The organism is Pseudoduganella sp. OTU4001 (genome assembly GCF_038440195.1).
In the GTDB taxonomy this organism is placed as follows: domain Bacteria; phylum Pseudomonadota; class Gammaproteobacteria; order Burkholderiales; family Burkholderiaceae_D; genus Rugamonas.
The window spans coordinates 113576-135726 of the sequence record NZ_JASATG010000006.1; the positions used below are offsets into that span (position 1 = coordinate 113576).

14 protein-coding genes are annotated in these 22151 nt (G+C 64.5%); 9 read left to right on the plus strand and 5 right to left on the minus strand.

The annotated features are described in order from the left end of the window. Positions 1–9 precede the first annotated feature (9 nt). Positions 10–2772 (plus strand): DUF1631 family protein, encoded by a 2763-nt coding sequence (locus AAHE99_RS07910; protein WP_342116213.1) that lies wholly within the window; start codon positions 10–12, stop codon positions 2770–2772. Here AAHE99_RS07910 and AAHE99_RS07915 read toward each other — a convergent pair. Next, positions 2769–3239 (minus strand): low molecular weight protein-tyrosine-phosphatase, encoded by a 471-nt coding sequence (locus AAHE99_RS07915; RefSeq protein WP_342116214.1) that lies wholly within the window; start codon positions 3237–3239, stop codon positions 2769–2771. The genes AAHE99_RS07910 and AAHE99_RS07915 overlap by 4 nt on opposite strands. 78 nt (positions 3240–3317) lie before the next feature. On the opposite strand from AAHE99_RS07915, the gene smc reads away from it, so the two are divergent. The 7 genes from smc to AAHE99_RS07950 are packed head-to-tail and all read left to right on the plus strand — an operon-like array spanning position 3318 to position 14470. After that, positions 3318–6860 (plus strand): chromosome segregation protein SMC, encoded by a 3543-nt coding sequence (gene smc, locus AAHE99_RS07920; protein ID WP_342116216.1) that lies wholly within the window; start codon positions 3318–3320, stop codon positions 6858–6860. Further along, complete coding sequence (locus AAHE99_RS07925) at positions 6860–8026, plus strand: cell division protein ZipA C-terminal FtsZ-binding domain-containing protein (protein WP_342116445.1); 1167 nt, start codon at positions 6860–6862, stop codon at positions 8024–8026. The genes smc and AAHE99_RS07925 overlap by 1 nt, the downstream gene beginning before the upstream one ends. Before the next feature lie 8 nt (positions 8027–8034). Continuing rightward, positions 8035–10377 (plus strand): NAD-dependent DNA ligase LigA, encoded by a 2343-nt coding sequence (ligA, locus tag AAHE99_RS07930; protein WP_342116219.1) that lies wholly within the window; start codon positions 8035–8037, stop codon positions 10375–10377. A 2-nt stretch (positions 10378–10379) separates the two neighbouring features. After that, positions 10380–10916 (plus strand): peptide deformylase, encoded by a 537-nt coding sequence (gene def / locus AAHE99_RS07935; protein WP_342116220.1) that lies wholly within the window; start codon positions 10380–10382, stop codon positions 10914–10916. 49 nt (positions 10917–10965) lie between these two features. Next, positions 10966–12951, plus strand: coding sequence for an OPT family oligopeptide transporter (locus tag AAHE99_RS07940; protein ID WP_342116222.1), 1986 nt, complete (start codon positions 10966–10968; stop codon positions 12949–12951). Next, a complete protein-coding gene (locus AAHE99_RS07945; protein WP_342116224.1) occupies positions 12951–13646 on the plus strand; it encodes a hypothetical protein in 696 nt (231 codons plus the stop codon). Before AAHE99_RS07940 ends, AAHE99_RS07945 begins: the two co-directional genes overlap by 1 nt. A gap of 2 nt (positions 13647–13648) precedes the next feature. Next, positions 13649–14470, plus strand: coding sequence for an aldo/keto reductase (locus tag AAHE99_RS07950; protein ID WP_342116225.1), 822 nt, complete (start codon positions 13649–13651; stop codon positions 14468–14470). Here AAHE99_RS07950 and AAHE99_RS07955 read toward each other — a convergent pair. From AAHE99_RS07955 to map, 4 genes are all read right to left on the minus strand, one after another. Then, complete coding sequence (locus AAHE99_RS07955; RefSeq protein WP_342116227.1) at positions 14467–15234, minus strand: flagellar brake protein; 768 nt, start codon at positions 15232–15234, stop codon at positions 14467–14469. The genes AAHE99_RS07950 and AAHE99_RS07955 overlap by 4 nt on opposite strands. Positions 15235–15345: 111 nt before the next feature. Further along, positions 15346–16095 (minus strand): pseudouridine synthase, encoded by a 750-nt coding sequence (locus tag AAHE99_RS07960; RefSeq protein WP_342116229.1) that lies wholly within the window; start codon positions 16093–16095, stop codon positions 15346–15348. Further along, on the minus strand, positions 16095–18677 hold the full coding sequence (locus AAHE99_RS07965) for a [protein-PII] uridylyltransferase (RefSeq protein WP_342116231.1): 2583 nt from the start codon (positions 18675–18677) through the stop codon (positions 16095–16097). The genes AAHE99_RS07960 and AAHE99_RS07965 overlap by 1 nt, the downstream gene beginning before the upstream one ends. Positions 18678–18683: 6 nt before the next feature. After that, entirely contained in the window at positions 18684–19499 is an 816-nt protein-coding gene (gene map, locus AAHE99_RS07970; RefSeq protein WP_342116233.1) for a type I methionyl aminopeptidase, read from the minus strand. A gap of 209 nt (positions 19500–19708) precedes the next feature. On the opposite strand from map, the gene AAHE99_RS07975 reads away from it, so the two are divergent. Beyond that, positions 19709–22123 (plus strand): phosphocholine-specific phospholipase C, encoded by a 2415-nt coding sequence (locus AAHE99_RS07975; protein WP_342116235.1) that lies wholly within the window; start codon positions 19709–19711, stop codon positions 22121–22123. Positions 22124–22151: the final 28 nt, after the last annotated feature.

The following is a 22151-nucleotide window of genomic DNA, read 5'->3' on the forward strand; positions in this document are numbered from 1 at the left end:
GGTCCGATCATGAATCCAGAAAACCCCACATCTGCGGCGCCCAAAAAAGCGGTCACGCCGCGGCATGCGCTACTGGAAAGCCTGATCAGCCTGGTTAGCAAGCACATCAGCGAGCAATTCAATGAGCTGTCCATCAAATGGGCGGCCTACCTGGTCGATGCGACCGATGCCACCGACGTAAAGGATGTGCAGGCCCGCCTGCGTTCCGGCAACCGCCTGCGCACCGACCATTACGCCTTCCTCGGCCTGTTCGCCCGCCAGCTGGAAAATGATTTGCGCCAGGAGATGGCGCAGCTGGCGCCCGGCCAGAAGGCGCCGGTGCGCAAGAGCGCCGATGCGCTGTCGCTGGTGTCGATGGAGGAGATGGATACCAAGGTCACCATGGGCGGCTTCAGCAAGGCGTTCGAGGTGAAATATTCCGATGCGCTGGCCACGCTCAATGTGCGGCTGGCCTTCCTGCTCGATCGCGATATCCTGCGCATCAACCAGAACCCGTTCCGGCCGGAGGTGTTCCTGGCCTCCTTCCAGCAGGCCTGGATGGACTTCGTCAAGGACGAGGAATCGAATGAGCTGATCAAGCATTTCCTCAAGCCGGAAGAATTCTTCAACTTCGCGCCGATGCTGGAAGAACTGAACCTGGCCCTTGAGCGCAAGGGCGTGGGTCCGGGCTCGGTGGAAAAACATAAGTCGCGCCGCGCGGATTCGCACGATGCGTCGCAGGCGCCTAACCGCAAGAAGAACCAGCAGGCGGCACTGGCGGAGCAGTTGCGCCAGTTTTTTGCCGGTGCGGGCGATGCGCCTGGCGGCAAAGCGACGCCGACTGGCTTTGACCAGTTGGGCGATCTTGATCTGTCGCTGCCGACCATGAATGTGGCGCCGGGCCTGTATGGCACGCCGAGCCATACCGCTGGCGCAGCCGCTGCCGGCACGGCTGCCGCACCGGCAATGCCGGCTTCCGCTCCTGTCATGCCGGCGCCGGGCTTTGTGCCGGGTATGGCGCCAGCTGGCGGCGTCGCGATGGCCGGTGTGCCGATGGCGGCTGGCCTGGGCGGTGCCGTCATCCCCCCGGGCGCGGTGGTGACGGGCGGAATGGGCATGCAGGTCATGGCCGGCGCCGGCGTCGGACTGCCTCCCGCAGCGGGAACGGTCAGCGGCATGCCTTTGATGAGCGGCGGTGCCGCGCCTGTCGGCGGTATGCCCGGCGGTATGCTGACTGGCGTCGCGGTACCGGGCGTACCAGGCGGTGTTGCGGTGCCACCAGGCGGCTGGACCCAGGGCCCAGCCCAGGGCTTCCACGGCGGCGCCAATAACGAGGCGGCGCAGCGCGCCTCGCTGATGGCTGTCAAAGAACCGTTGATGAACTTCCTCGCGCAATTGCAGCGCGGCGTGCCGCAAGGCGCCGTGTTTGCCAGCGCTGAAGGCGGCGCCATGCCTGCCGGTGGCTTCGTGTCGTCTCCGGCGATGTCCGGCGGCGGCGCCATGCCCGCACCAGGCTTTGCGGCCGGCGGTTCGATGGGCAACGTCTTCCTGCTGCCCCAGATCAAGGAGCAGGCCCCGGCTGGCAGCCTGACGCGCGCCGACGAAGGCACCATCGACCTGCTGTCCGCGGTGTTCGATACCGTATTCCGCGACCAGAGCATTTCGCCTGAAATCCGCGACCTGATCCGCTTCCTGCAGATTCCTGTGCTGAAGGCGGCGCTGGTCGACAAGAACTTCTTCTTCCAGGAAGCGCATCCCGCCCGCCGCATGATCGATCTGCTGTCGCGCATGGGCTGGGAGCAGCACAAGGACCCGGACGATCCGCTGTACCAGGCCATGCAGCGCAGTGTGGAAAAGGTCAGCAAGGACCACGAAGAGGAAATTTCCGTCTTTACCGAGGCGGTCAACGAGCTGGAAGCTTCGATCAAGGCCGAGGAGGCTGCTGCTGCGGCAGCGATGGCCGAGCCTATCGCCAAAGCCCTCAAGCAGGAAAAGATGTCGGTGGCGGCCAAGTCGGCCAAGGATGCCGTGGCGCTGCGCATCGGCACCGGTGAAGTGGTGGCGATTGTGGAGGCCTTCCTTGAAAACAAGTGGGTCTCCGTGCTGACCATCGCTTACAGCGTCGAGGATGAAAAGCCGGGCGCCGTGAACAACGCGACCCAGACCATGGATGACCTGATCTGGAGCGTACGCCCCAAGATCACCCAGGAAGAACGCAAGAAGCTGATTTCCAAGCTGCCAACCTTGCTGTCCACGCTGAACAAGTGGCTGGACGTGATCAAGTGGCAGGATTCGGATCGCCTGCAATTCTTTGCGGAGCTGGCGGAGTGCCATGCGTCGATAGTGCGCGCGCCGATCGAGATTTCGCCGGAGCGCCAAGTCGAAATCGCCATGGAAGTGGCGCAGAAGGATGCCGAACGCCGCCTTCAGCTGCAAGCCATTGCCGAAGCGGAGTCCGACACCAAGCCGCCGGAAGACGATGACGCCACGATTGAAGTGGATGGCCTGGCGCGCGGCATGTGGCTGGAATTCGACCAGGAAGACGGCAGCCAGCGCAAGGTCAAGCTGGCCTGGATCAGCCCATTGAAGACGCTGTACATCTTCTCCACCTCGGGCAAGCAGGAAGCCTTCTCCATCACCGGCGAGGCGATGGCGCAGCAGTTCCGCGAGGGTAAAGTGCGCCTGATCCGTACCGAAGGCGTGGTGGCAGCCGCGCTGTCGGTCGCCATGGGCGGTGTAGCGGCCGTCAACGACGACCAGCACGACGTGCCGGCCAACGGCACTTCCGCTTAATTTTTGCGCAGGGCGGCCAGCAGGCCGTCCGCCGCATCCTCCACGTAATCCAGCACCATGTCGAAGCCATTCGGGCCGCCGTAATACGGGTCGGGCACGATATCGGAGCCGTAGTGCGTCGCAAATTCCATGAACAGCCTGACTTTGTGCAGGTGCTGCGGCGGGCAGGCGCGCAGCAGGATCTCCAGGTTTTCATGGTCCATGGCCAGCACGTAGTCGAAGCGCTCAAAGTCTTCGCTGGTGAATTTGCGGGCGCGCTGGCAGCTCAAGTCATAGCCCCGGGCGGCGGCATGGCGGGTCGAGCGCGCGTCCGGCGCGTTGCCGATGTGATAAGCATGGGTGCCGGCGGAATCGATCTCCAGGTCAAGTCCGGCCGCTTCGGCGCGGGCGCGGAAAACGCCTTCGGCGGTCGGGGAGCGGCAAATGTTGCCCATGCACACAAAAAGGATGGCGGTTCGGGTCTTCATTGGTGTTTGGCGTGCTGGTAAGATGGTATTATTAGCCACTTTTTTAACACGTCCCTGCGGGCGAAGTACAGATAAAACGTGCGTCTATCTTCCATTAAATTGTCGGGATTTAAGTCGTTCGTCGATCCTACCAATTTCCAGGTGCCCGGCCAGCTGGTCGGCGTGGTTGGTCCCAACGGGTGCGGCAAGTCCAATATTATCGACGCTGTGCGCTGGGTGCTGGGCGAGTCGAAGGCTTCCGAGCTGCGCGGCGAGTCGATGCAGGACGTTATTTTCAACGGTTCGACGCACCGCAAGCCTGCGGGCCGCGCTTCCGTTGAACTGATCTTCGACAACCATGAAGGCAAGGCGTCCGGCCAATGGGGCCAGTACGCCGAGATCGCGGTCAAGCGCACGCTGACGCGCGACGGCACTTCCACGTACTACATCAACGGCCAGCCGGTGCGCCGGCGCGATATCCAGGACATTTTCCTGGGGACCGGCCTGGGGCCGCGCGCCTATGCGATTATCGGCCAGGGCATGATTGCCCGCATTATCGAATCGCGTCCGGAAGAACTGCGCGTGTTCCTGGAAGAAGCTGCGGGCGTCTCGAAGTACAAGGAGCGCCGCCGTGAGACCGAGAACCGTCTGCATGACACGCGCGAGAACCTGCTGCGCGTGGAAGATATCCTGCGCGAGCTGAATAGCAACCTGGAGAAGCTGGAAGGCCAGGCTGCGGTGGCGACCAAGTTCCACCAGCTGCAATCCGACCAGGACGAGAAGCAGAAGCTGCTTTGGCTGCTGCGCAAGACCGAGGCGCAAAACGAGCAGGCCAAGTACTTCCGCGACATGGAGCAGGCGCAGAACGATCTGGAAGAACAGACCGCGAAGCTGCGCAATGTGGAGCTGACGCTGGAGCAGATGCGCCAGGCGCACTTTGCGGTCGGCGATCGCTTGCACCAGGCGCAGGGCCATCTTTACCAGACCAATTCCGAGATCGGCAGCCTGGAGGCGCAGATCAAGTTCGTGATCGAGTCGCGTACCCGTTTGCAGCAGCAGCTGGCGACGCTGACCGCGCAGCGCGACCAATGGGCGCAGCAGGCCGAGGAATACGGTGGCCAGGTCGCTGAGGCGGAGATCAACCTGGAAGAATTGTCGGCGCGCGTGGAAGAGGCGCGCATGCTGGCGGAGCAGAAGGCGGAATTGCTGCCGGTGCTGGAGCAGGAGTGGCGCGAGGCGCAGACCAGGAGCACTGAGTCGCGCGCGCGCATCATGCAGGCGCAGCAGCAGTTGGAGCTGGAGTCGGCGCACCAGCGTAATGCTTCCAATATCCTGGCCGGCCTGGCGACGCGCAAAGAGCGCTTGCAGCAGGAGAAGGGCGGGCTGGCGATGCCGGATTCTTCGCATCTGTCGAACCTGAAGATGCAGCTGGAGGAGAAGCAGCAGTCGCTGGAAGAGCAGAATATGATGCTCGAGGAGGCGCTGGAGCAGCAACCCAAGCTGGAAGAGGAGCGCCAGGCGGCGCAGGCTGCGGTGCAGGCGGAATCGGCCGCCACCCACCAGCTGGAAGCGCGCCTGAATGCGCTGCGCCAGCTGCAGGAGCGCGTGCAGACCGAGGGCAAGATTGTGCCTTGGCTGCAGAAGCATGAATTGAACGAGCTGCCGCGCTTGTGGCAGAAGCTGGATATCCAGGAAGGCTGGGAAACCGCGCTCGAAGCGGTGCTGCGCGAACGCACCTCGGCGCTGCAAGTGTCGAATATCGAGTGGGCCAAGCACTTCTTCAGCGACGCTCCACCGGCCAAGCTGGCGCTGTTCGCCCCCGCCGTGGCAGGTGTGCCCGCCGCGCCGGCCGGCGCGGCCGCCGCCGGCCCCGCGCTGCGCCCGGTCCTGGACCTGCTGAAGCTGAACGACCCGGGCCTGCGCGGCGTACTGCAAGACTGGCTGCACAACGTCTTCCTGGCGGACGACAACGCCAGCGCCTTCGCCGCGCGCGGCACCCTGCCGGCCGGCGGCTGCTTCGTCACGAAGCAAGGCCACATCATCAGCCAGTCCAGCGTGCGTTTTTACGCTGCGGACGACGAGCAAGCCGGCATGCTGGGCCGCCAGCACGAAATCGACAACATCACCAAGCAGCTGCGCGCGCAGTCGATGCTGGCGGAGGAAGCCCGCAGCCGTGCAGTGCGTGCCGATGCCGCCCTGGGCAACCACAGCCGCCTGATGACAGAGCTGCGCGCCAAGGTACAAAGCCTGACCGCCAGCGTGCACACCCTGCAGCTGGAAGTGGTCAAACTGTCCGAAATCGAAGCCCGCTTCAACCAGCGCAGCAACCAGATCGAGACCGACCTGGCCGAAATCGCCGCGCAGGAAGAAGAGCAGATGCAAATCAAGCTCGAGTCCGAAGAAAAGTTTGAGCAGCTCGATATGGAACTCGGCAACCTGCAAGGCGAACACGAAGACGGCCAGACCGCCTTCATGCTCAAGGAACAGCGCCTGGCCGACGCCCGCGAAGCCCTGCGCGAACTGGAACGCAAAGCCCAGGAAGCCGAATTCGCCGAAAAATCCGGCCGCAACCGCATCGACGAACTGCGCCGCAGCATCGCCACCGCCACCGCGCAAGTCGCGCAAGTGTCGGAAAGCCTGCAAGCCGGCCAGTCCGAGCTGGAAAGCCTGGAAGCCGGCACCGCCAACGAAGGCCTGCAAGACCTGCTGGACCGCCGCACGCAGCAAGAGCGCGCGCTGGCCGACGCCCGCCACGAGCTTGACCAGGTCACGCAGCAACTGCGCCAGTTCGAAGACGCCCGCATGCAGGGCGAACGCAGCCTGCAGCCGCAGCGCGACAAGATCATGGAGATGCAGCTGAAGGAGCAGGCCGCACGCCTGAACCAGGAACAGTTCGCGCAGCAGCTGGCCGAAGTACAGGCCGACGAAGCCGCGCTGGCCGAAAAGCTGCATCCGGACATGAAGGCCTCTTACCTGCAAGGCGAAGTGACGCGCCTGACCAACGCCATCGCCGCGCTGGGCGCCGTCAACCTGGCCGCGCTGGACGAACTGGCCACCGCCTCCGAGCGCAAGAATTTCCTGGACTCGCAGAACCGCGACCTGAACGAAGCGATTGCGACCCTGGAAGACGCGATCACCAAGATCGACAAGGAAACCCGCGACCTGCTGCAGGACACCTTCGACCGCGTCAACCTGAGCTTCTCCGAACTGTTCCCGATCCTGTTCGGCGGCGGACAGGCCAAACTGATCATGACCGGCGAGGAGATCCTCGATTCCGGCGTGCAGGTCATGGCCCAGCCGCCCGGCAAGAAGAACGCCACCATCCACCTGCTGTCCGGCGGCGAGAAAGCCCTGACCGCGACGGCCCTGGTGTTCTCGATGTTCCGACTGAACCCCGCGCCTTTCTGCCTGCTGGACGAGGTGGACGCGCCACTGGACGACGCCAATACCGAGCGCTTCTGCCGCATGGTCAAGCGCATGTCGGACCAGACCCAATTCCTCTTCATCTCGCACAACAAGATTGCGATGGAGATGGCCAATCAACTTATCGGTGTGACGATGCAAGAACAAGGTGTGTCGCGCATCGTGGCGGTGGACATGGAATCCGCCGCAACCTTTGCTACTGAGGCTCAAGCCGCATGATGACTGATTTCCAACTGAGTTTGATCGCAGCCGGCGGCGTATTCGTCGTGGGTGTAATTAGCTATAACAAATGGCAGGAGTACAAGCTCAAAAAGCGCGTCGAACGCGCCTTCGACGGCCAGCATGACGACGTTCTGATGCGCGCCGATGACGGCAGCCGCGCCGAGCCAAGCTTCCATATGGACGATATCGCCTTGCCCGATGCCGGCTCCGGCGCTTACGGCGTACCTGAGCACATTGGCGGCCACGTGGGCGCGGTGACTGCACCGAACATCGCCGCCGATGGCGACACCGCCAGCGCGACCGCCGCAGCGGCAGTAGCCGGCGCGCCTGCGCGCAGCGCCGACGCCGATGTGCCGGCCGAAGAACTGGCGACCTGCCTGGTCGACCCGCTGATCGACTGCCTGCTGCCGCTGGAGCTGGAAGCCCCATCGCGCGGCGAAAAGCTGCTCCCGGCGCTGCAGAAGCTGCGCTTCGTCGGCAACAAGCCGGTGCACTTTATCGGCCTGGCCGTCAGCGGCGACTGGGAACCGGTGCGGCACGGCGTGGTCTACACCAAGCTGCAGGGCGGTGTACAGCTGGCCAGCCGCAGCACCGCGCTGAATGAACTGGAATATTCCGAGCTGGTGACCCGCCTGCGCAGCGTGTCCGACGAAATCGGCGCCGAGCCGCAGATCCCGGACATGATCGAGGTCATGCAGGACGCCAAGAACCTGCACCGCTTCGTCGCCAACCACGACGCCCAGCTGGGCGTGAACCTGGCGTCGAACGGCGCTCCATGGAATATCGCGACCCTGCTGGGCGCACTGGAAAAACTGGGCTTCGACGTGCGCCCTGACGGCCGCTACGCGATGCCGGACGGCGAGGGCGGCCACCTGTTCTCGCTTTCGACCAATGTCACCCTGGCCGAGGAAACCACTTCCCGCCTGACGCTGCTGCTGGACGTGCCATGCGTGGCTCCGGCGCGCGACGGCTTCGGCTCGATGATCGCCTGCGCCAAGAACCTGATGGCGCGCCTGGACGCCACCATCGTGGACGACGCCATGCAGCCGCTGGCTGACGAAACCCTGGCCAGCATCGCCGGCCAGGTGAAAGAGTTTTACGACGACATGGCAGCATCGGATATTCCGGCCGGTTCCACCCGCGCGCTGCGTCTGTTCAGCTGAAAAGAAACATGAGCAACACCGAACAAGCAACACCCGCCGAACGCGCAGCCTGGCTGTCGGCAGAACTGAACCGCCACCTGCACGCCTACCACGTGCTGGACGCGCCCACCATCCCGGACGCGGAGTACGACAAGCTGTTCATGGAGCTGCAAGCCATCGAGGCGGCGCACCCGGAACTGCAAGCACCCGATTCGCCAACCCTGCGTGTGGGCGCGCCGCCGCTGGCTGAATTTGCGTCGGTCACCCATGCCGTGCCGATGCTGTCGCTGAACAACGGCTTCAACGACGAAGATATCGAGAATTTCGACCGCCGCGTGCGCGAAGGCCTGGATGCGCTACAGGTCGAGTACTCGACGGAAGTAAAGTATGACGGCCTGGCGATCAGCCTGCGGTACGAAGACGGCGTCTTCGTGCAGGCCGCCACCCGTGGCGATGGCTACACCGGCGAAGACGTCACCGCCAATATCCGCACCATCAGGGGCATCCCGCTGCGCCTGAAAACCGACACCCCGCCGCCTGTGCTGGAAGTGCGCGGCGAAGTGCTGATGTTCAAGGCCGATTTCGCCGCCCTGAATGCGCGCCAGCGCGAGCTGGGCCAGAAGGAATTCGTCAATCCGCGCAACGCTGCCGCCGGCGCGCTGCGCCAGCTCGATTCGCGCATTACCGCGCAGCGCAAGCTGAGTTTCTACGCCTACGGCATCGGCGAACTGACCGGTGCCGAACTGCCCGCCACGCACAGCGCGCTGCTGGACTGGTACGCGGAACTGGGCCTGCCGGTAAGCGCCGAGCGCGATGTGGTGCGCGGCAAGGACGGCCTGACCGGCTACTACGAGCGCATCGGCAAGGCGCGCCCGTCGCTGCCTTATGAAATCGATGGCGTGGTCTACAAGACCAACCGCTTTGAAGACCAGCGCGCGCTGGGCTTCGTCTCGCGCGCGCCGCGTTTCGCGCTGGCGCACAAATTCCCCGCTGAAGAAGCGCTGACCACCGTGCAGGCCATTGAGGTGCAGGTCGGCCGTACCGGCGCGATCACGCCGGTCGCGCGCCTGGCGCCGGTCTTCGTGGGCGGCGTGACCGTCACCAACGCGACCCTGCACAACGAAGACGAAGTGCGCCGCAAGGACGTACGCGTAGGCGACACCGTGATCGTGCGCCGTGCCGGCGACGTGATTCCGGAAGTGCTGGCGGTGGTGCTCGACAAGCGCCCAGCGCCGGAGCCGTTGATGTGGGCGCTGCCAAGCGAATGTCCGGTGTGCGGCTCGCACGTGGTGCGTGAGGCCGACGAAGCCGTGGCGCGCTGCTCGGGCGGCCTGTTCTGCTCCGCCCAGCGCAAGGAAGCGATCCGCCATTTCTGCGGCCGCCGTATGATGGATATCGAAGGCCTGGGCGACCGTTACATCGACAACCTGGTCGAGTGCAACCTGGTGCACGGCGTGGCGGACCTGTTCCGCCTGACGCTGGACGACCTGCTGAAAATGAAGCGCCTGGCCGACGAACGCGATGGCACCACGCCGGAGACGGTCGCGCAAGGCAAGGTGCCGACCAAGTGGGCCGAGAACCTGCTGGACGCGATTGCAGCCAGCAAGAACCCGCCGCTGGAGCGCCTGCTGTTCGCGCTGGGCATCCGCCATGTGGGCGAATCGACCGCCAAGACCCTGGCCGACTGGCTGGGGCGCCTGGACCTGATCCGCCGCGCCCCGGTGGCGCTGCTGCGCGTGCTGCCGGATATCGGGGGCATCGTGGCCGAGTCGATTGCGGACTTCTTCGCCGAAACCCGCAACCAGGAAGCGCTGGACGCGCTGCTGGCGGCGGGCGTGGCGCCGAAAGGCGAGCACCCGCCCAAAGCCGCTTTGCGCGAGAAGCTGGAGCCGGTGGCATTGCTTGCCGCGCTGGGCATCCCAAAACTGACCGAGCCGCGCGCGCGCCAGCTGGTCGAGCAGGGCATGACGCTGGAGGCGCTGGCCCACCTGACCATCTATAACGTGTTCGGCCTGCCTGCGGCGGTGGAGCAGGGGCTGGAGGCCTGGTTGCGCGAGCCGGGCAACCGCGAGGTGCTGGTTGCCCTGCACGAGCTGCGTGAAGACCTGCTGGCGCAATTGCCCGAAGTGGCGGAAGCGGAAGGCGCCATGACCGGCAAGACCTTCGTCCTGACCGGCACGCTGCCGACCATGAGCCGCGACCAGGCGCAAGCCATGATCGAGGCGGCAGGCGGCAAGGTCTCCGGTTCGGTATCGAAGAAGACCTCATACGTGGTGGCCGGGGCGGAGGCGGGCAGCAAGCTGGCCAAAGCCGAAGAACTGGGCATCACCATCCTTGACGAAGCGGGCTTGCTCGCGCTGCTGGGAGGCTGACCATGGCCGTGCGGGAAATCCTGAAGATGGGCGACCCGAGGCTGTTGCGGGTGGCCGAGCCGGTGCGCGAGTTCAACACCAGGGAGCTGCACGCCCTGATCGCCGACATGTTCGACACCATGCACGCCGCCAATGGCGCCGGCCTTGCCGCGCCGCAGATCGGCGTCAACCTGCAGCTGGTGATTTACGGCTTCAAGTCCAACGCGCGCTATCCGGATGCGCCGCAAGTGCCGGAAACGGTGCTGATCAATCCCGTCCTGACGCCAATCGGCGACCAGATGGAAGAGGCTTTCGAAGGCTGTCTGTCGGTGCCGGGCCTGCGCGGCAGCGTGCCGCGCTACACCAGCCTGCATTACGAAGGCTACAACCAGTTTGGCGAGCGCATCGTGCGCGACGCCGAGGGCTTCCACGCCCGCGTGGTGCAGCATGAAGTAGACCACCTGCTGGGCATCCTCTATCCGGCACGGATCCGCGACTTTAGCAAGTTCGGATTTACTTCAGTGTTGTTCCCAGACCTCGACCCGGGCGACGACGACTGATAATATCCCGGCAAATTTGTTTTTTATCAATAACCGGATTCCCCTCCAGATGAGCAACCAGTCGCAAAACAACCCGCTAGAGTTCAGTGTCCGCGGCATCGTCCTCGGCATCCTGATCACACTGATTTTCACCGCGGCGCAGGTCTACCTGGGCCTGAAAGTCGGCCTGACCTTCGCCACCTCGATTCCTGCCGCCGTGATTTCGATGGCGCTGCTCAGCGCATTCAAGGATGCCACGATCCAGGAAAACAATATCGTGCAGACCATCGCATCGGCAGCCGGCACGCTGGCATCGGTGATCTTTGTGCTGCCAGGCCTGCTGATGATCGGCTGGTGGTCCAACATCCCGTTCTGGCCAACCTTTGGCGCTTGCGCCATCGGCGGCGTGCTGGGTGTGATGTACACCATGCCGCTGCGCCGCGCGCTGGTCTCGCAATCCGACCTGCCATATCCTGAAGGCGTGGCTGCGGCGGAGGTGCTGAAGGTCGGCACCCAGTCGCGCTCCGGCGCGCAGGAAGGCAAAGCCGGCCTGTGGGCGGTGATCTGGGGCGCCGTGGCGTCGGCGGTATTCGCCCTCCTCGGCGCGGCCAAGCTGGTGGCGGCCGAAGTGGCGCACTTCGTCAAGGTCGGCAACGGCGCCACCGGCCTCGGTGCTTCGAGCTCGCTGGCACTGGTCGGTGCGGGCCACCTGATGGGTATCTCGGTCGGCATGGCGATGCTGGTCGGCCTGGTGATCGCCTGGGCCGTCCTGGTGCCGCTGCTGACCATGGCCAATCCTGCGGCTCCCGGCGTCGCGCTGGCTGACCACGCGCTCGGCATCTGGAGCACCCAGGTGCGCATGATCGGCGCCGGCACCATTGGCGCCGCCGCCATCGTAACCCTGGCGACCCTGGCCAAGCCGGTGATCGGCGGCCTGAAATCGGCCATGGAATCGTCGCGCCGCGCCAAGCAGGGCGGCGGCGATGTGCCGCGTGAAGACAAGGACCTGCCGATCTTCATCGTCGGCCTGGTCACCCTGATCTCGATGGTGCCTGCAGGCTGGCTGCTGTCTTCCTTCCTGTCCGGCGGCCCGCTGTCCTCGATTTCGACCCCGTTGGTCATCGTCGGTATCGGCTACATCCTGATCGCCGGCATGCTGGCCGCTGCGGTCTGCGGCTATATGGCTGGCCTGATCGGCTCCTCGAATTCGCCGGTTTCCGGCCTGGCCATCCTGTCCATCCTGGGCGCGGCCACTTCCGTGGGCTGGGTTGGCCGCGAAATCATGGGCCCGGACACCGCGCAGGCCCTGATCGCCTTCGCGCTGTTCGTCACTACCGTGGTGCTGGCCGTCGCCGTGATCGGTAACGACAACCTGCAGGACCTGAAGACCGGCCAGCTGGTCGGCGCCACCCCATGGAAGCAGCAGGTTGGCCTGATCATCGGCGTGTTCGCCGGCTCCTGCGTGGTGCCGCCAGTGCTGGAGCTGCTGAACCATGCGAACGGCTTTGCCGGCGCACCGAACGTGAATGCCATCTCCGACCAGCCGCTGGCCGCACCGCAGGCGACCCTGATTTCGACCCTGGCCAAGGGCGTGATCGGCGGTGACCTGAAATGGGACCTGATCGGCTACGGAGCCTTGATCGGTCTGGCGCTGGTGGCGATCGACTTCGTGCTCAAGAAATCGAGCGACCGCAAATACAGCTGTGCGCCGCTGGGCGTGGGCCTGGCGATCTACCTGCCTTCGGCCGTGACTTCGCCGGTGGTGGTGGGCGCCATCGGCGGCTACTTCTTCGAAAAGGCGATGCGCGGCAAGAAGCATGGCGAGGCCGCGAGCCGCCTGGGCGTGCTGGTGATGTCCGGCTTTATCGTGGGCGAGAGCTTGTTCAACGTCGCGCTGGCTGGCCTGATCGTGCTGACCAATAAAGGTGAGCCGCTGGCCATCGCCAACAGCATGTCGGAAGCCACGACGATGATGATCGCCCTGGCTATCGCCGCCGCCGTGGTGGTCGGACTGTACCGCTGGTCCGCCAATTCGGCGCGTGCAATCGAGGCCTGATGGCCCCGGGAGAGATCCTGAATAGCGCCGGCCAGGCCCTGGTCCTGGTCGGTGCGGCACCCTGGGCCCTGCTGGCCGGAGTGCTGGTTTACTTTGTGGTTGCCGAAGCGCTGATGATGGTCCCGCGCCTCGGCTTCCTCCTCAAGTTCTGTGTGGCGGCCTTGCTGGCGCCGCAAATCCTGGCGATGTTCCGCGTCGCATCCCTTGGCGAAACTCCTTCGCTGCGCATCCTCGCCGATTTTATCTACCTGCCGCCTTCCTCGATGCTGGTGCTGTGCGCCACGGCGCTACTGCCTTTCTTTATTGGCCTGTGCTATTTCGGAGTTATGGGCCGGGCCGATGGCCTGCGCTTCTTCTTTGGCAATGTGCTGCGGCAGAAAGCGCCGGAGGCGCGCCACTTCCTCGCGTTCAAGGCCATCATGACGGTGGCCGGCCTGCCATTCACTTATGTGGCGCCCGCCATGGTCCTGAAGGGCTATATTGGCGGCAACGCGCTGGAGCAGGGCTTGCTGGTTGGCCTGCTGTACTGGCCTTCGCTGCTTGCGCTGCTGGCGGTGGCGGTGGCCTTCGAGTTGCTGGTGGCGCTGCTGCCGCGCAGGCTTTCCGCCTTGCTGGCGGCGCCGCTGGTGGCGGGCTTTTTGCTGTTCCTGTTTGCTTTCACTTACACGCTATCGGTGCGTGCTTTCGGAGTGTAACCATGACGCTATCTCGGATGGGGCAGGGCACCTGGAATATGGGCGAACATGCGGCCGACAAGGCTGCCGAAGTACGCGCACTGCAACTGGGGATGGACTTGGGCATGACGGTGATCGACACGGCGGAGATGTACGCCGATGGCGGCGCCGAGAAAGTGGTCGGTGAAGCGATTGCCGGCCGGCGCAGCGAGGCCTACCTGGTCAGCAAGGTGCTGCCGCAGAACGCGTCGCGCAAAGGCGTGGTGGCGGCCTGCGAGAAAAGCCTGAAGCGCATGAAGGTCGACCATATCGACCTGTACTTGCTGCACTGGCGCGGCAGCGTGCCGCTGGCTGAAACGCTGGAAGGCCTGGTGGCGCTGAAAAAGGCCGGCAAGATCCACGAGTATGGCGTCAGCAACTTCGACCTGGCCGATATGAAGGAGGCCGCGGCGCTGCCCGGCGGCGATGCGATCGAGGCCAACCAGGTGCTGTACAACCTGCGCCGGCGCGGCATCGAATGGGATCTGCTGCCCTGGTGCGAGGAGCGCGGCGTGCTGCTGATGGCCTATTCGCCGCTGGAAGCCGAGCGCGCCGAACAGGCGCGCCTGCTGGCCGAGCCGGCGCTGCAGGCGGTGGCGACGCGCCACCAGGCATCGGCGGCGCAAATTGCGCTGGCCTGGCTGTTGCGGCGCGATGGCGTGATGCCGATCCCCAAAGCCGTCACCGAAGCGCACGTGCGCGCCAATGCGGCGGCCATGACGATCCGGCTGGAGCAGGAAGACCTGGCAGTGCTGGATAAGGCGTTTGCGCCGCCACGCAGGGCGACGCCGCTGGACATGCTTTAGCGTTGCAGGCGGGAGGTGCTGAGCCGCTCCAGGATGCGGTGCAGCTCTTCCTGCATCTGCGGCGACAGGTTCTGGAACTGGCAGCCGATCTGCACCTGCTCGCCGAGCAGGAAGGAACGGAAGTGGCGCGACAGGCGGATTTCCAGGTCGCAGATCAGCACCGAGCCCGGGCCCATTTCCAGCCGCACGCGCTGCAGCTTGCGGCCCACATGCAGGCCGACCGCGTCGCGCGGCGAACAGCGCATGCCGACCCCGCCCACGGCGAAATCGTACAGCTGCATCTCATATGGCTTGCCGTTCAGGACGAAGGACGCGGTGTGGTAGATGCCGAGCGGGGTTTCCATGCGCGGCGCCTGGCGGCGGTTGAGCACCTGGCAGCGTTCCGGGAACTGCGCCGGGATCAGCGTCGGCTGTTCCGGCAGGGCATTCCAGTGCGGGTCGTCCAGTTTGAACTGGAACTTGGCGCCGCGCAGCCAGCACACAAAAGTGCACTCGCCCGGCGGCAGGGTGGATCCCTCGTTCAGCTGGATCACGAAGTGCGGCAATTCCGGGTCCACCGACAGGAAGCGCGCCATGACCGGCTCGGCATTGTCGCGGTGATAGATGGAGATCGGGTCGCCAACTTCGGCGAGCATGGTCAGCGCGTCGCCGATTTCATCGGGATCGACAATATCATGAGGATGGGCCCCCGCAGGGATCGGCTCCACGGCGTCCTGGGGACGGGGCGGGCCTTTGCGGAAGTCGGATGGCATTGGATCGTTCACAGCTTATGTTCTCGTTTTTTGGGAGAAGACGCCAGTAACTTTACAGGGTTCCGGCGTGTTTCGCTTGCTAAACGGCAAGGAATGCTGTTTTTCTGTTGCGTCGATGCCGACTTAAAAGCATTCGTCCGGTGACAGGTAGCGCCATTGCCCTTCCGGCAAGTTTCCGAGTTTGACACGGCCGATGCGCACACGCTTCAGGCCCACCACGCGCAGCCCGACCATTTCGCACATGCGGCGGATCTGGCGCTTCTTGCCCTCGCGCAGGGTGAAGCTGAGCTGGTCCTCGTTCTGCCAGCGCACTTTGGCCGGCAGCAGCGGCTTGCCGTCCATCCACAGGCCGTGGTTGAGCTTTTTCAGGTCGGCGTCCGGCAGCCGGCCCGGCTTGGTGTACTCGACGCGCACCAGGTATTCCTTGTCAATACTGGTGTTTTCGCCAATCAGCTGCTTGGCGACGCGGCCGTCCTGGGTCAGCACCAGCAGGCCGACCGAGTCGATGTCCAGGCGGCCGGCTGGCACCAGGCTGCGCAGCTGCGAGCGGTCGAAGCGTTCCGGCGCAGTATCTTCGGCCCAGCGGTTCTCCGGCTTGATCAGGACCACGGCCGGCTGGTAGCCGTCTTCGGCCTGGCCGGACACGTAGCCGACCGGCTTGTTGATCAGGATGGTGACGCGGCGCGCCTGTTCGGCGGCGGCCTGGCGCTCCACGGTCACTTTCTGGCTCGGGTAGACCTTGGTGCCCAGTTCGGACACGACCTTGCCGTCCACACGCACCCAGCCCTTGGCGATCCATTCATCGGCTTCACGGCGGGAGCACAGACCCAGTTCGGACATGCGCTTGGACAGGCGTAGCAATTCTTCAGACATCAGATTTTCAGTGCTTCAAGTAAGTCGGTTTCCAGCTGCAGCTGGGTACGGGCATTGGCCAGGGCAGGGCCGTCCACGATGAACACGTCTTCCACGCGCTCGCCGAGGGTCATCACCTTGGCCGTATGCAGGTTGATCTTGTAATTGGTCAGGACCTTGGCGATCGAGTACAGCAGGCCGGGACGGTCATTAGCCGCCACCGACAGCAGGTAGTACTGGCCGCGTTCATCGGGGCGCAGGTCCACGGTCGGCTGGATCGGGAAGGTGCGCGACAGGCGCGACAAACGGCCTTTGCTTGGCGCCTGCAGCGGGCCCTGCGAAATCAGCAGCTCGCACAGCTCGTGCTCGATCAGGTTGATGATGTCGCGGTAGCTCTTGGCGAAATTCTGCTCGGTGACCAGGAAGGTGTCCAGCGCGTAGCCGTGCTTCGTGGTGTGGATCTTCGCATCCAGGATGCTGAAGTTCTTGCGGTCGAAGTAGGAGCAGATGCGCGCGAACAGGTCGGGCTGGTCCTTGATGTAGACCGCCACCTGCAGGCCTTCGCCGATCGGCGCCAGGCGCACCTTCACCACCGGCTGTTCGCTGTCCAGGCGGTCCCACAGGGCGCGCGTCTGCCAGGCGATATCGCTGGCGTCGTGGCGCAGGAAGTAGGCCAGGTCGAGCTGCTTCCACAGCGCTTCGTGCGCATCGGGCGGCAGGCCGTACAGGCGCAGCGTGGCCAGTGCTTCCTGCTGGCGGTTCTTCAGCTCGCGGTCGGCCGAGTGCGGCTCGCCGCCCAGCACGCGCAGCGTCATCTTGTACAGGTCTTCCAGCAGCTTGCCTTTCCAGGCGTTCCAGACTTTCGGGCTGGTGCCGCGGATGTCGGCCACCGTCAGCAGGTACAGGCCGGTCAGGTGGCGCTCGTCGCCCACGGTGCTGGCGAAGGCCTGGATCACGTCCGGATCCGACATGTCCTGCTTCTGCGCCACGTGCGACATGGTCAGGTGGTGCTCGACCAGGAAGGCCACCAGTTCGATGTCTTCCTCGCTCATGCCGTGTTCCAGGCCGAACTGGCGCACGTCGGCCACGCCCAGCTTGGAGTGGTCGCCGCCGCGGCCCTTGGCGATGTCGTGGAACAGCGCCGCCACGTACAGCAGCCAATGCTGCGGATAGTTCGCCATCAGCTGCGAGCAGAACGGGTACTCGTGCGCGTGCTCGGTCATGGTGAAGCGGCGCATATTGCGCAGCACCATCATGATGTGCTGGTCCACCGTGTAGACGTGGAACAGGTCGTGCTGCATCTGGCCGGTGATCTTGCGGAAGCTTGGCAGGTAGCGGCCCAGGATGGACAGCTCGTTCATGCGGCGCAGGTTGTGGATGATGCCTTGCGGCGCCTGCAGGATGCGCAGGAAGTAGGCCTTGTTGACCGGGTCGGCGCGGAAGCCGGCGTCGATCTTGAAGCGCTCGTGCCATAGCGCGCGCATGGTGCGCGCCGTCATGCCTTTCAGGGCAGGGCGTTCGCACAGCAGCACGAAGATTTCCATGATGGCCGACGGCGTCTTTTCAAACGTGTCGTCGTCGTTCATGTCGATCAGCCCATTGACTTCGCTGAAGCGCTCATTGATGCGGACTGGATCGGCGTCGTGCGGGAACAGGTAGGCTTCAATGTTCTGCAGCAGGATGGTGTTCAGCTGCACCACCGCCTTGGCGGCCCAGTAGTAGCGCTGCATCAGGTATTCGCTGGCGCGGCGCATGTGGACGCCGCTGCCGGTGGCTTTCAGGCCCAGGGTTTCGGCGACGGCGGTCTGCACGTCGAACACCAGGCGGTCTTCGCGGCGGCCGGCCACCAGGTGCAGGCGCACGCGGATATCCTTGAAGGCGCGCTCCTTCTCCATCAGCTGGCGCGCTTCGGTCTGGGTGATCAGGCCGCGCACGGCCAGCGTGCGCCAGGAGTTGGCCAGGCCGGCGGCCTTGGCCATCCACAGGATCACGTGCAGGTCGCGCAGGCCGCCCGGGCTTTCCTTCACGTTCGGCTCAAGGCTGAACGGGGTGTCCTCGTACTTGGCGTGGCGCTGGCGCATCTCGATGGTCTTGGCCTCGAAGAAGGCGCGCGGGTCCATGGCCTTGTTGTAGGCGTCCTGCATCTGCGCGAACAGCACCATATTGCCGGTGATGATGCGGGCTTCCAGCAGGCTGGTTTGCACCGTGATGTCAGCCTTCGACTCGGCCAGGCATTCCTCGATGGTGCGGATGCTGTGGCCGACGTCCAGGCCCAGGTCCCACAGCAGCTGGACGAATTCTTCCAGGCGGCCGCGCGTGGCGTCGTCCGGCGCTTCGTGCAGCAGGATCAGGACATCGACATCGGAATAGGGGAAAAGCTCGCCGCGGCCGAAGCCGCCGACGGCCACCAGCGCCGCCTGCTGCGGCAGCCGTGTGGCGGCCCAGGCCTGCGTCAGGACGTCGTCGACGCTGCTGCGCAGGTTGCGCAACAGCTTCTCCGGCATGCCGTCCTCGTGGAAGTTGGCAATGATGCGCTGGCGGTCCGACTTCAGCCGGGCCTTCAGCTGTTCACGCAGGTCCTTCTTCATCGCGGCGTGGGGCATGCGGTCTCAGGCGGCTGCTTTTTCGGTGACGAAAGCTGGTGGCAGCGGGCTGCCGGCGGACAGGGTCAGCACCTCGTAGCCGGTTTCGGTCACGAGGATGGTGTGTTCCCATTGGGCGGACAGGCTGCGGTCCTTGGTCTTGATGGTCCAGCCGTCCGGCATTTCCTTGATCTCGCGGCGGCCGGCATTGATCATCGGCTCGATGGTGAAGATCATGCCCGCTTCCAGCACAGGGCCGGTGCCCGGCTTGCCGTAGTGGAGGATCTGCGGCTCTTCGTGGAACACCTTGCCGATGCCGTGGCCGCAGAATTCGCGCACCACGCTGTAGCCGGCCTTCTCGGCATGGGTCTGGATTGCGTGGCCGATATCGCCCAGGGTGTTGCCCGGCTTGACCTGCTCAATGCCCAGCCACATGCATTCAAAAGTCACTTCCGACAGGCGCTTGGCCAGGATCGACGGTTTGCCGATGAAGAACATGCGGCTGTTGTCGCCGTGGTAGCCGTCCTTGATGACGGTGATGTCCAGGTTGACCACGTCGCCATCCTTCAGCACCTTGTCGCCCGGGATACCGTGGCAGATCACGTCGTTGACGGAAGTGCAGATGGCTTTCGGGAACGGGGTATAGCCAGGCGGGCAGTAGTTCAGCGGGGCCGGGATGCTGCCCTGCACATTGGTCATGTACTCGTGGCACAGGCGGTCCAGCTCGCCGGTGGTGACGCCAGCCTTGACGAAGGGGGTGATGTAGTCGAGCACCTCGGAGCCGAGGCGGCCGGCAACGCGCATGCCTTCGATGTCTTCGGGGGTTTTGATATGGATATTCATGGATTCTTGCTGAGTTATTTGTGTCGCGCACAGGCGCGTTATCAGCAAGATTATAAACGACAGCCCCATCCTGCGCGCCTGTGCCGATTTCTACCGTTGTCGGGGTGGAATTGAGCAAATCCGTCGCGCACATGTAACAGTCAACATTTGATTGTCATAAAAGCAAAGTAGCATCGCGCAACTCTCAACCAAAACCATAAGGAAAACCGATGTCCACCAGCCGCCGAAAGTTCCTTGGTATGGCCACCGCTGGCGCCGCCAGCACCCTGTTCCCGGACCTGATCCGTCAAGCGCTGGCGGTGCCGGCTTACAACGCCACCGGAACCCTGGCCGATGTGCAGCACGTGGTGATCTTCATGCAGGAAAACCGGGCCTTCGACCATTACTTCGGCACGCTGGCCGGGGTGCGCGGCTTTAACGACCCGCGCGCCATCACGCTCCCGGGCGGAAAACCGGTCTGGTACCAGCCTGACAGCGCCGGCGGCTACGTCCTGCCGTTCCATTTCGACGCCAGGAATACCAGCGCGCTGTCGCTCGGCACCAACCATAGCTGGAAAGGCTCGCAAACCACCTGGCAGGGCTGGGATGCTTGGGTCAAGCAGAAAACGCCGCAGGCCATGGGCTATTTCGACCGCGGCGACCTGCCGTTCTATTACGCGCTGGCGGATGCTTTCACCATCTGCGACGACTTCCATTGCTCGATCTTCGGCGCCACGGACCCGAACCGCATGTACTCGCTGACCGGCACCAACCAGAACTGGCTGGGTTCGATGGGCAGCTTGTACAACATCGACAGCGCGGGCTACTACAACAACGACCCGAAGTACGACAACACCACGCCATCGGTGACGGCCGGCGCGCCCAACTGGCGCACCTATGCCGAGGTGCTGGAGGCGAATGCCATCAGCTGGAAGGTGTACCAGGAATGGGACAACTACGGCGACAACTACCTGGCCTATTTCCGCAACTTCCGCGTCAACGCCGATGGCTCGCGCCTGTCGGCCAGCAGCCCTCTCTACCAGAAGGGCCGCACCATCGCACCCGGTTCGACTGAGGCGAATGCGCGCGGCACCAAGGCCGATTGGCTGGTGGCGTCCTTTGCGGACGATGTGCGCAATAACCGCTTGCCGCAGGTGTCCTGGATCTGCGCCCCGAACGATTACACCGAGCACTCGCCGAATTCGCCGAACGCCGGCGAGAACCTGACCGCCCGTCTGCTGGCGGCGCTGGTAGCCAACCCGGATGTCTGGTCGAAAACCGTCTTCCTGCTCACCTATGATGAGAACGATGGATTCTTTGACCATGTGCCTTCGCACCTGGCGCCGCTGAATCCCGGCATGGGCCGCGCCACCATGGCCGATGTCGGCCAGTACGAGAACTACAACGGCATTCCGGTCGGCCTGGGCCCGCGTGTGCCGATGCTGGTGATTTCACCCTGGAGCAAAGGCGGGCGTGTTTGCTCGCAGCTGTTCGACCATACTTCCAAGCTGCGCTTCCTGGAGGAGTGGCTGACCGCGCAGGGCAAGCAGCGCAGCGCCGTAAGCTGCGAGAACATTTCCCCCTGGCGCCGTGCGGTGTGCGGCGACCTGACTTCGGCCTTCGATTTCAAGTCGCCCAATAGCACCTGGCCAGCCTCCGTGCCCAAGACGACCAGCTACCAGCTGGTGTCCGGCAAACCCTACCCGCAGCCGCCCGCCATCCAAAGCCTGCCGTCGCAGGAAACCGGCGCGCCGCGTTATTCATGCGCCTTGCCGTATGCGCTGTCGACCACTGCGCGCGTGGGCGCCAGCAAGCAGCTGGAGGTGTCCTTCTTCAACCAGGGCGCGGCGGGCGCCGCTTTCATCGTCTATTCGCGCGTGCGCAGCGACGGCCCGTGGTACTACACGGTGGAAGCGGGCAAGAAGATCGAACGGGAGAGCTGGAACTGGAGCGGCACGAGCTATCACCTGGCAGTAACTGGCCCCAACGGCTTCTTGCGCGAATATGCCGGCGCACTGGCGGCGGCCATGGCTAACGGCGGTGCGCGGCCGGAGGCGTGGCTGAATGTCGATGCGGCGGCCGGCGCCGTCGACCTGGTGCTGTCTAACGCCGAAGGTGCGCAGGCCGCCGTTTTCCGTGTCAACGACAACGCCTATGGCCGCGCCGCGAGCAGCCACACCGTGGCAGCCGGCCAGCAGGCTGTCGTGCGGGTGGCGGTGGGCGCCAGCTTTGGCTGGTACGACCTGTCCGTTACCTGGGACAGCGACAGCCAGTACCTGCGCCGCTTCGCCGGACGCGTTGAAAACGGCCTGGCCAGCCGTACCGACCCGGTGCTGGGGCGCAGCGGCGGTGCTGCCCGCGCCACCCTCAGCGTCGCGCCGGCCTCGCTGCCGCGCGGGGCTGCGCTAAACGTCAGCTACTCGGTGCCGGCGCCACAGGCCAGCAGCAAGAACTGGATCGGCATCTACCGTAGCGGTAGTACGCCCGGCTCCACCAATTCGGTGCAATGGCAATACGTCAGCGCTGCCAGCGGCACCGCCACCTTCGCCACCAGCGGCTACACGGCAGGCAGTTACGCCGCGTGGCTGCTCTTCAATGATGGCTATACAGCACTCGCCGGTCCGGTCGCCTTCAACGTGACCTGAACCGGCAGGTTCCACCTGCAGTAGATCT

Excerpts from the sequence above, each read along its gene's own strand:
- def (WP_342116220.1), top strand. The coding sequence starts at position 10,380 with ATGGCCGTGCGGGAAATCCTGAAGATGGGCGACCCGAGGCTGTTGCGG.
- map (WP_342116233.1), bottom strand. The coding sequence starts at position 19,499 with ATGAATATCCATATCAAAACCCCCGAAGACATCGAAGGCATGCGCGTT.
- AAHE99_RS07950 (WP_342116225.1), top strand. The coding sequence starts at position 13,649 with ATGACGCTATCTCGGATGGGGCAGGGCACCTGGAATATGGGCGAACAT.
- AAHE99_RS07910 (WP_342116213.1), top strand. The coding sequence starts at position 10 with ATGAATCCAGAAAACCCCACATCTGCGGCGCCCAAAAAAGCGGTCACG.
- AAHE99_RS07945 (WP_342116224.1), top strand. The coding sequence starts at position 12,951 with ATGGCCCCGGGAGAGATCCTGAATAGCGCCGGCCAGGCCCTGGTCCTG.
- AAHE99_RS07925 (WP_342116445.1), top strand. The coding sequence starts at position 6,860 with ATGACTGATTTCCAACTGAGTTTGATCGCAGCCGGCGGCGTATTCGTC.
- AAHE99_RS07975 (WP_342116235.1), top strand. The coding sequence starts at position 19,709 with ATGTCCACCAGCCGCCGAAAGTTCCTTGGTATGGCCACCGCTGGCGCC.
- ligA (WP_342116219.1), top strand. The coding sequence starts at position 8,035 with ATGAGCAACACCGAACAAGCAACACCCGCCGAACGCGCAGCCTGGCTG.
- AAHE99_RS07965 (WP_342116231.1), bottom strand. The coding sequence starts at position 18,677 with ATGCCCCACGCCGCGATGAAGAAGGACCTGCGTGAACAGCTGAAGGCC.
- AAHE99_RS07960 (WP_342116229.1), bottom strand. The coding sequence starts at position 16,095 with ATGTCTGAAGAATTGCTACGCCTGTCCAAGCGCATGTCCGAACTGGGT.
- AAHE99_RS07940 (WP_342116222.1), top strand. The coding sequence starts at position 10,966 with ATGAGCAACCAGTCGCAAAACAACCCGCTAGAGTTCAGTGTCCGCGGC.
- AAHE99_RS07915 (WP_342116214.1), bottom strand. The coding sequence starts at position 3,239 with ATGAAGACCCGAACCGCCATCCTTTTTGTGTGCATGGGCAACATTTGC.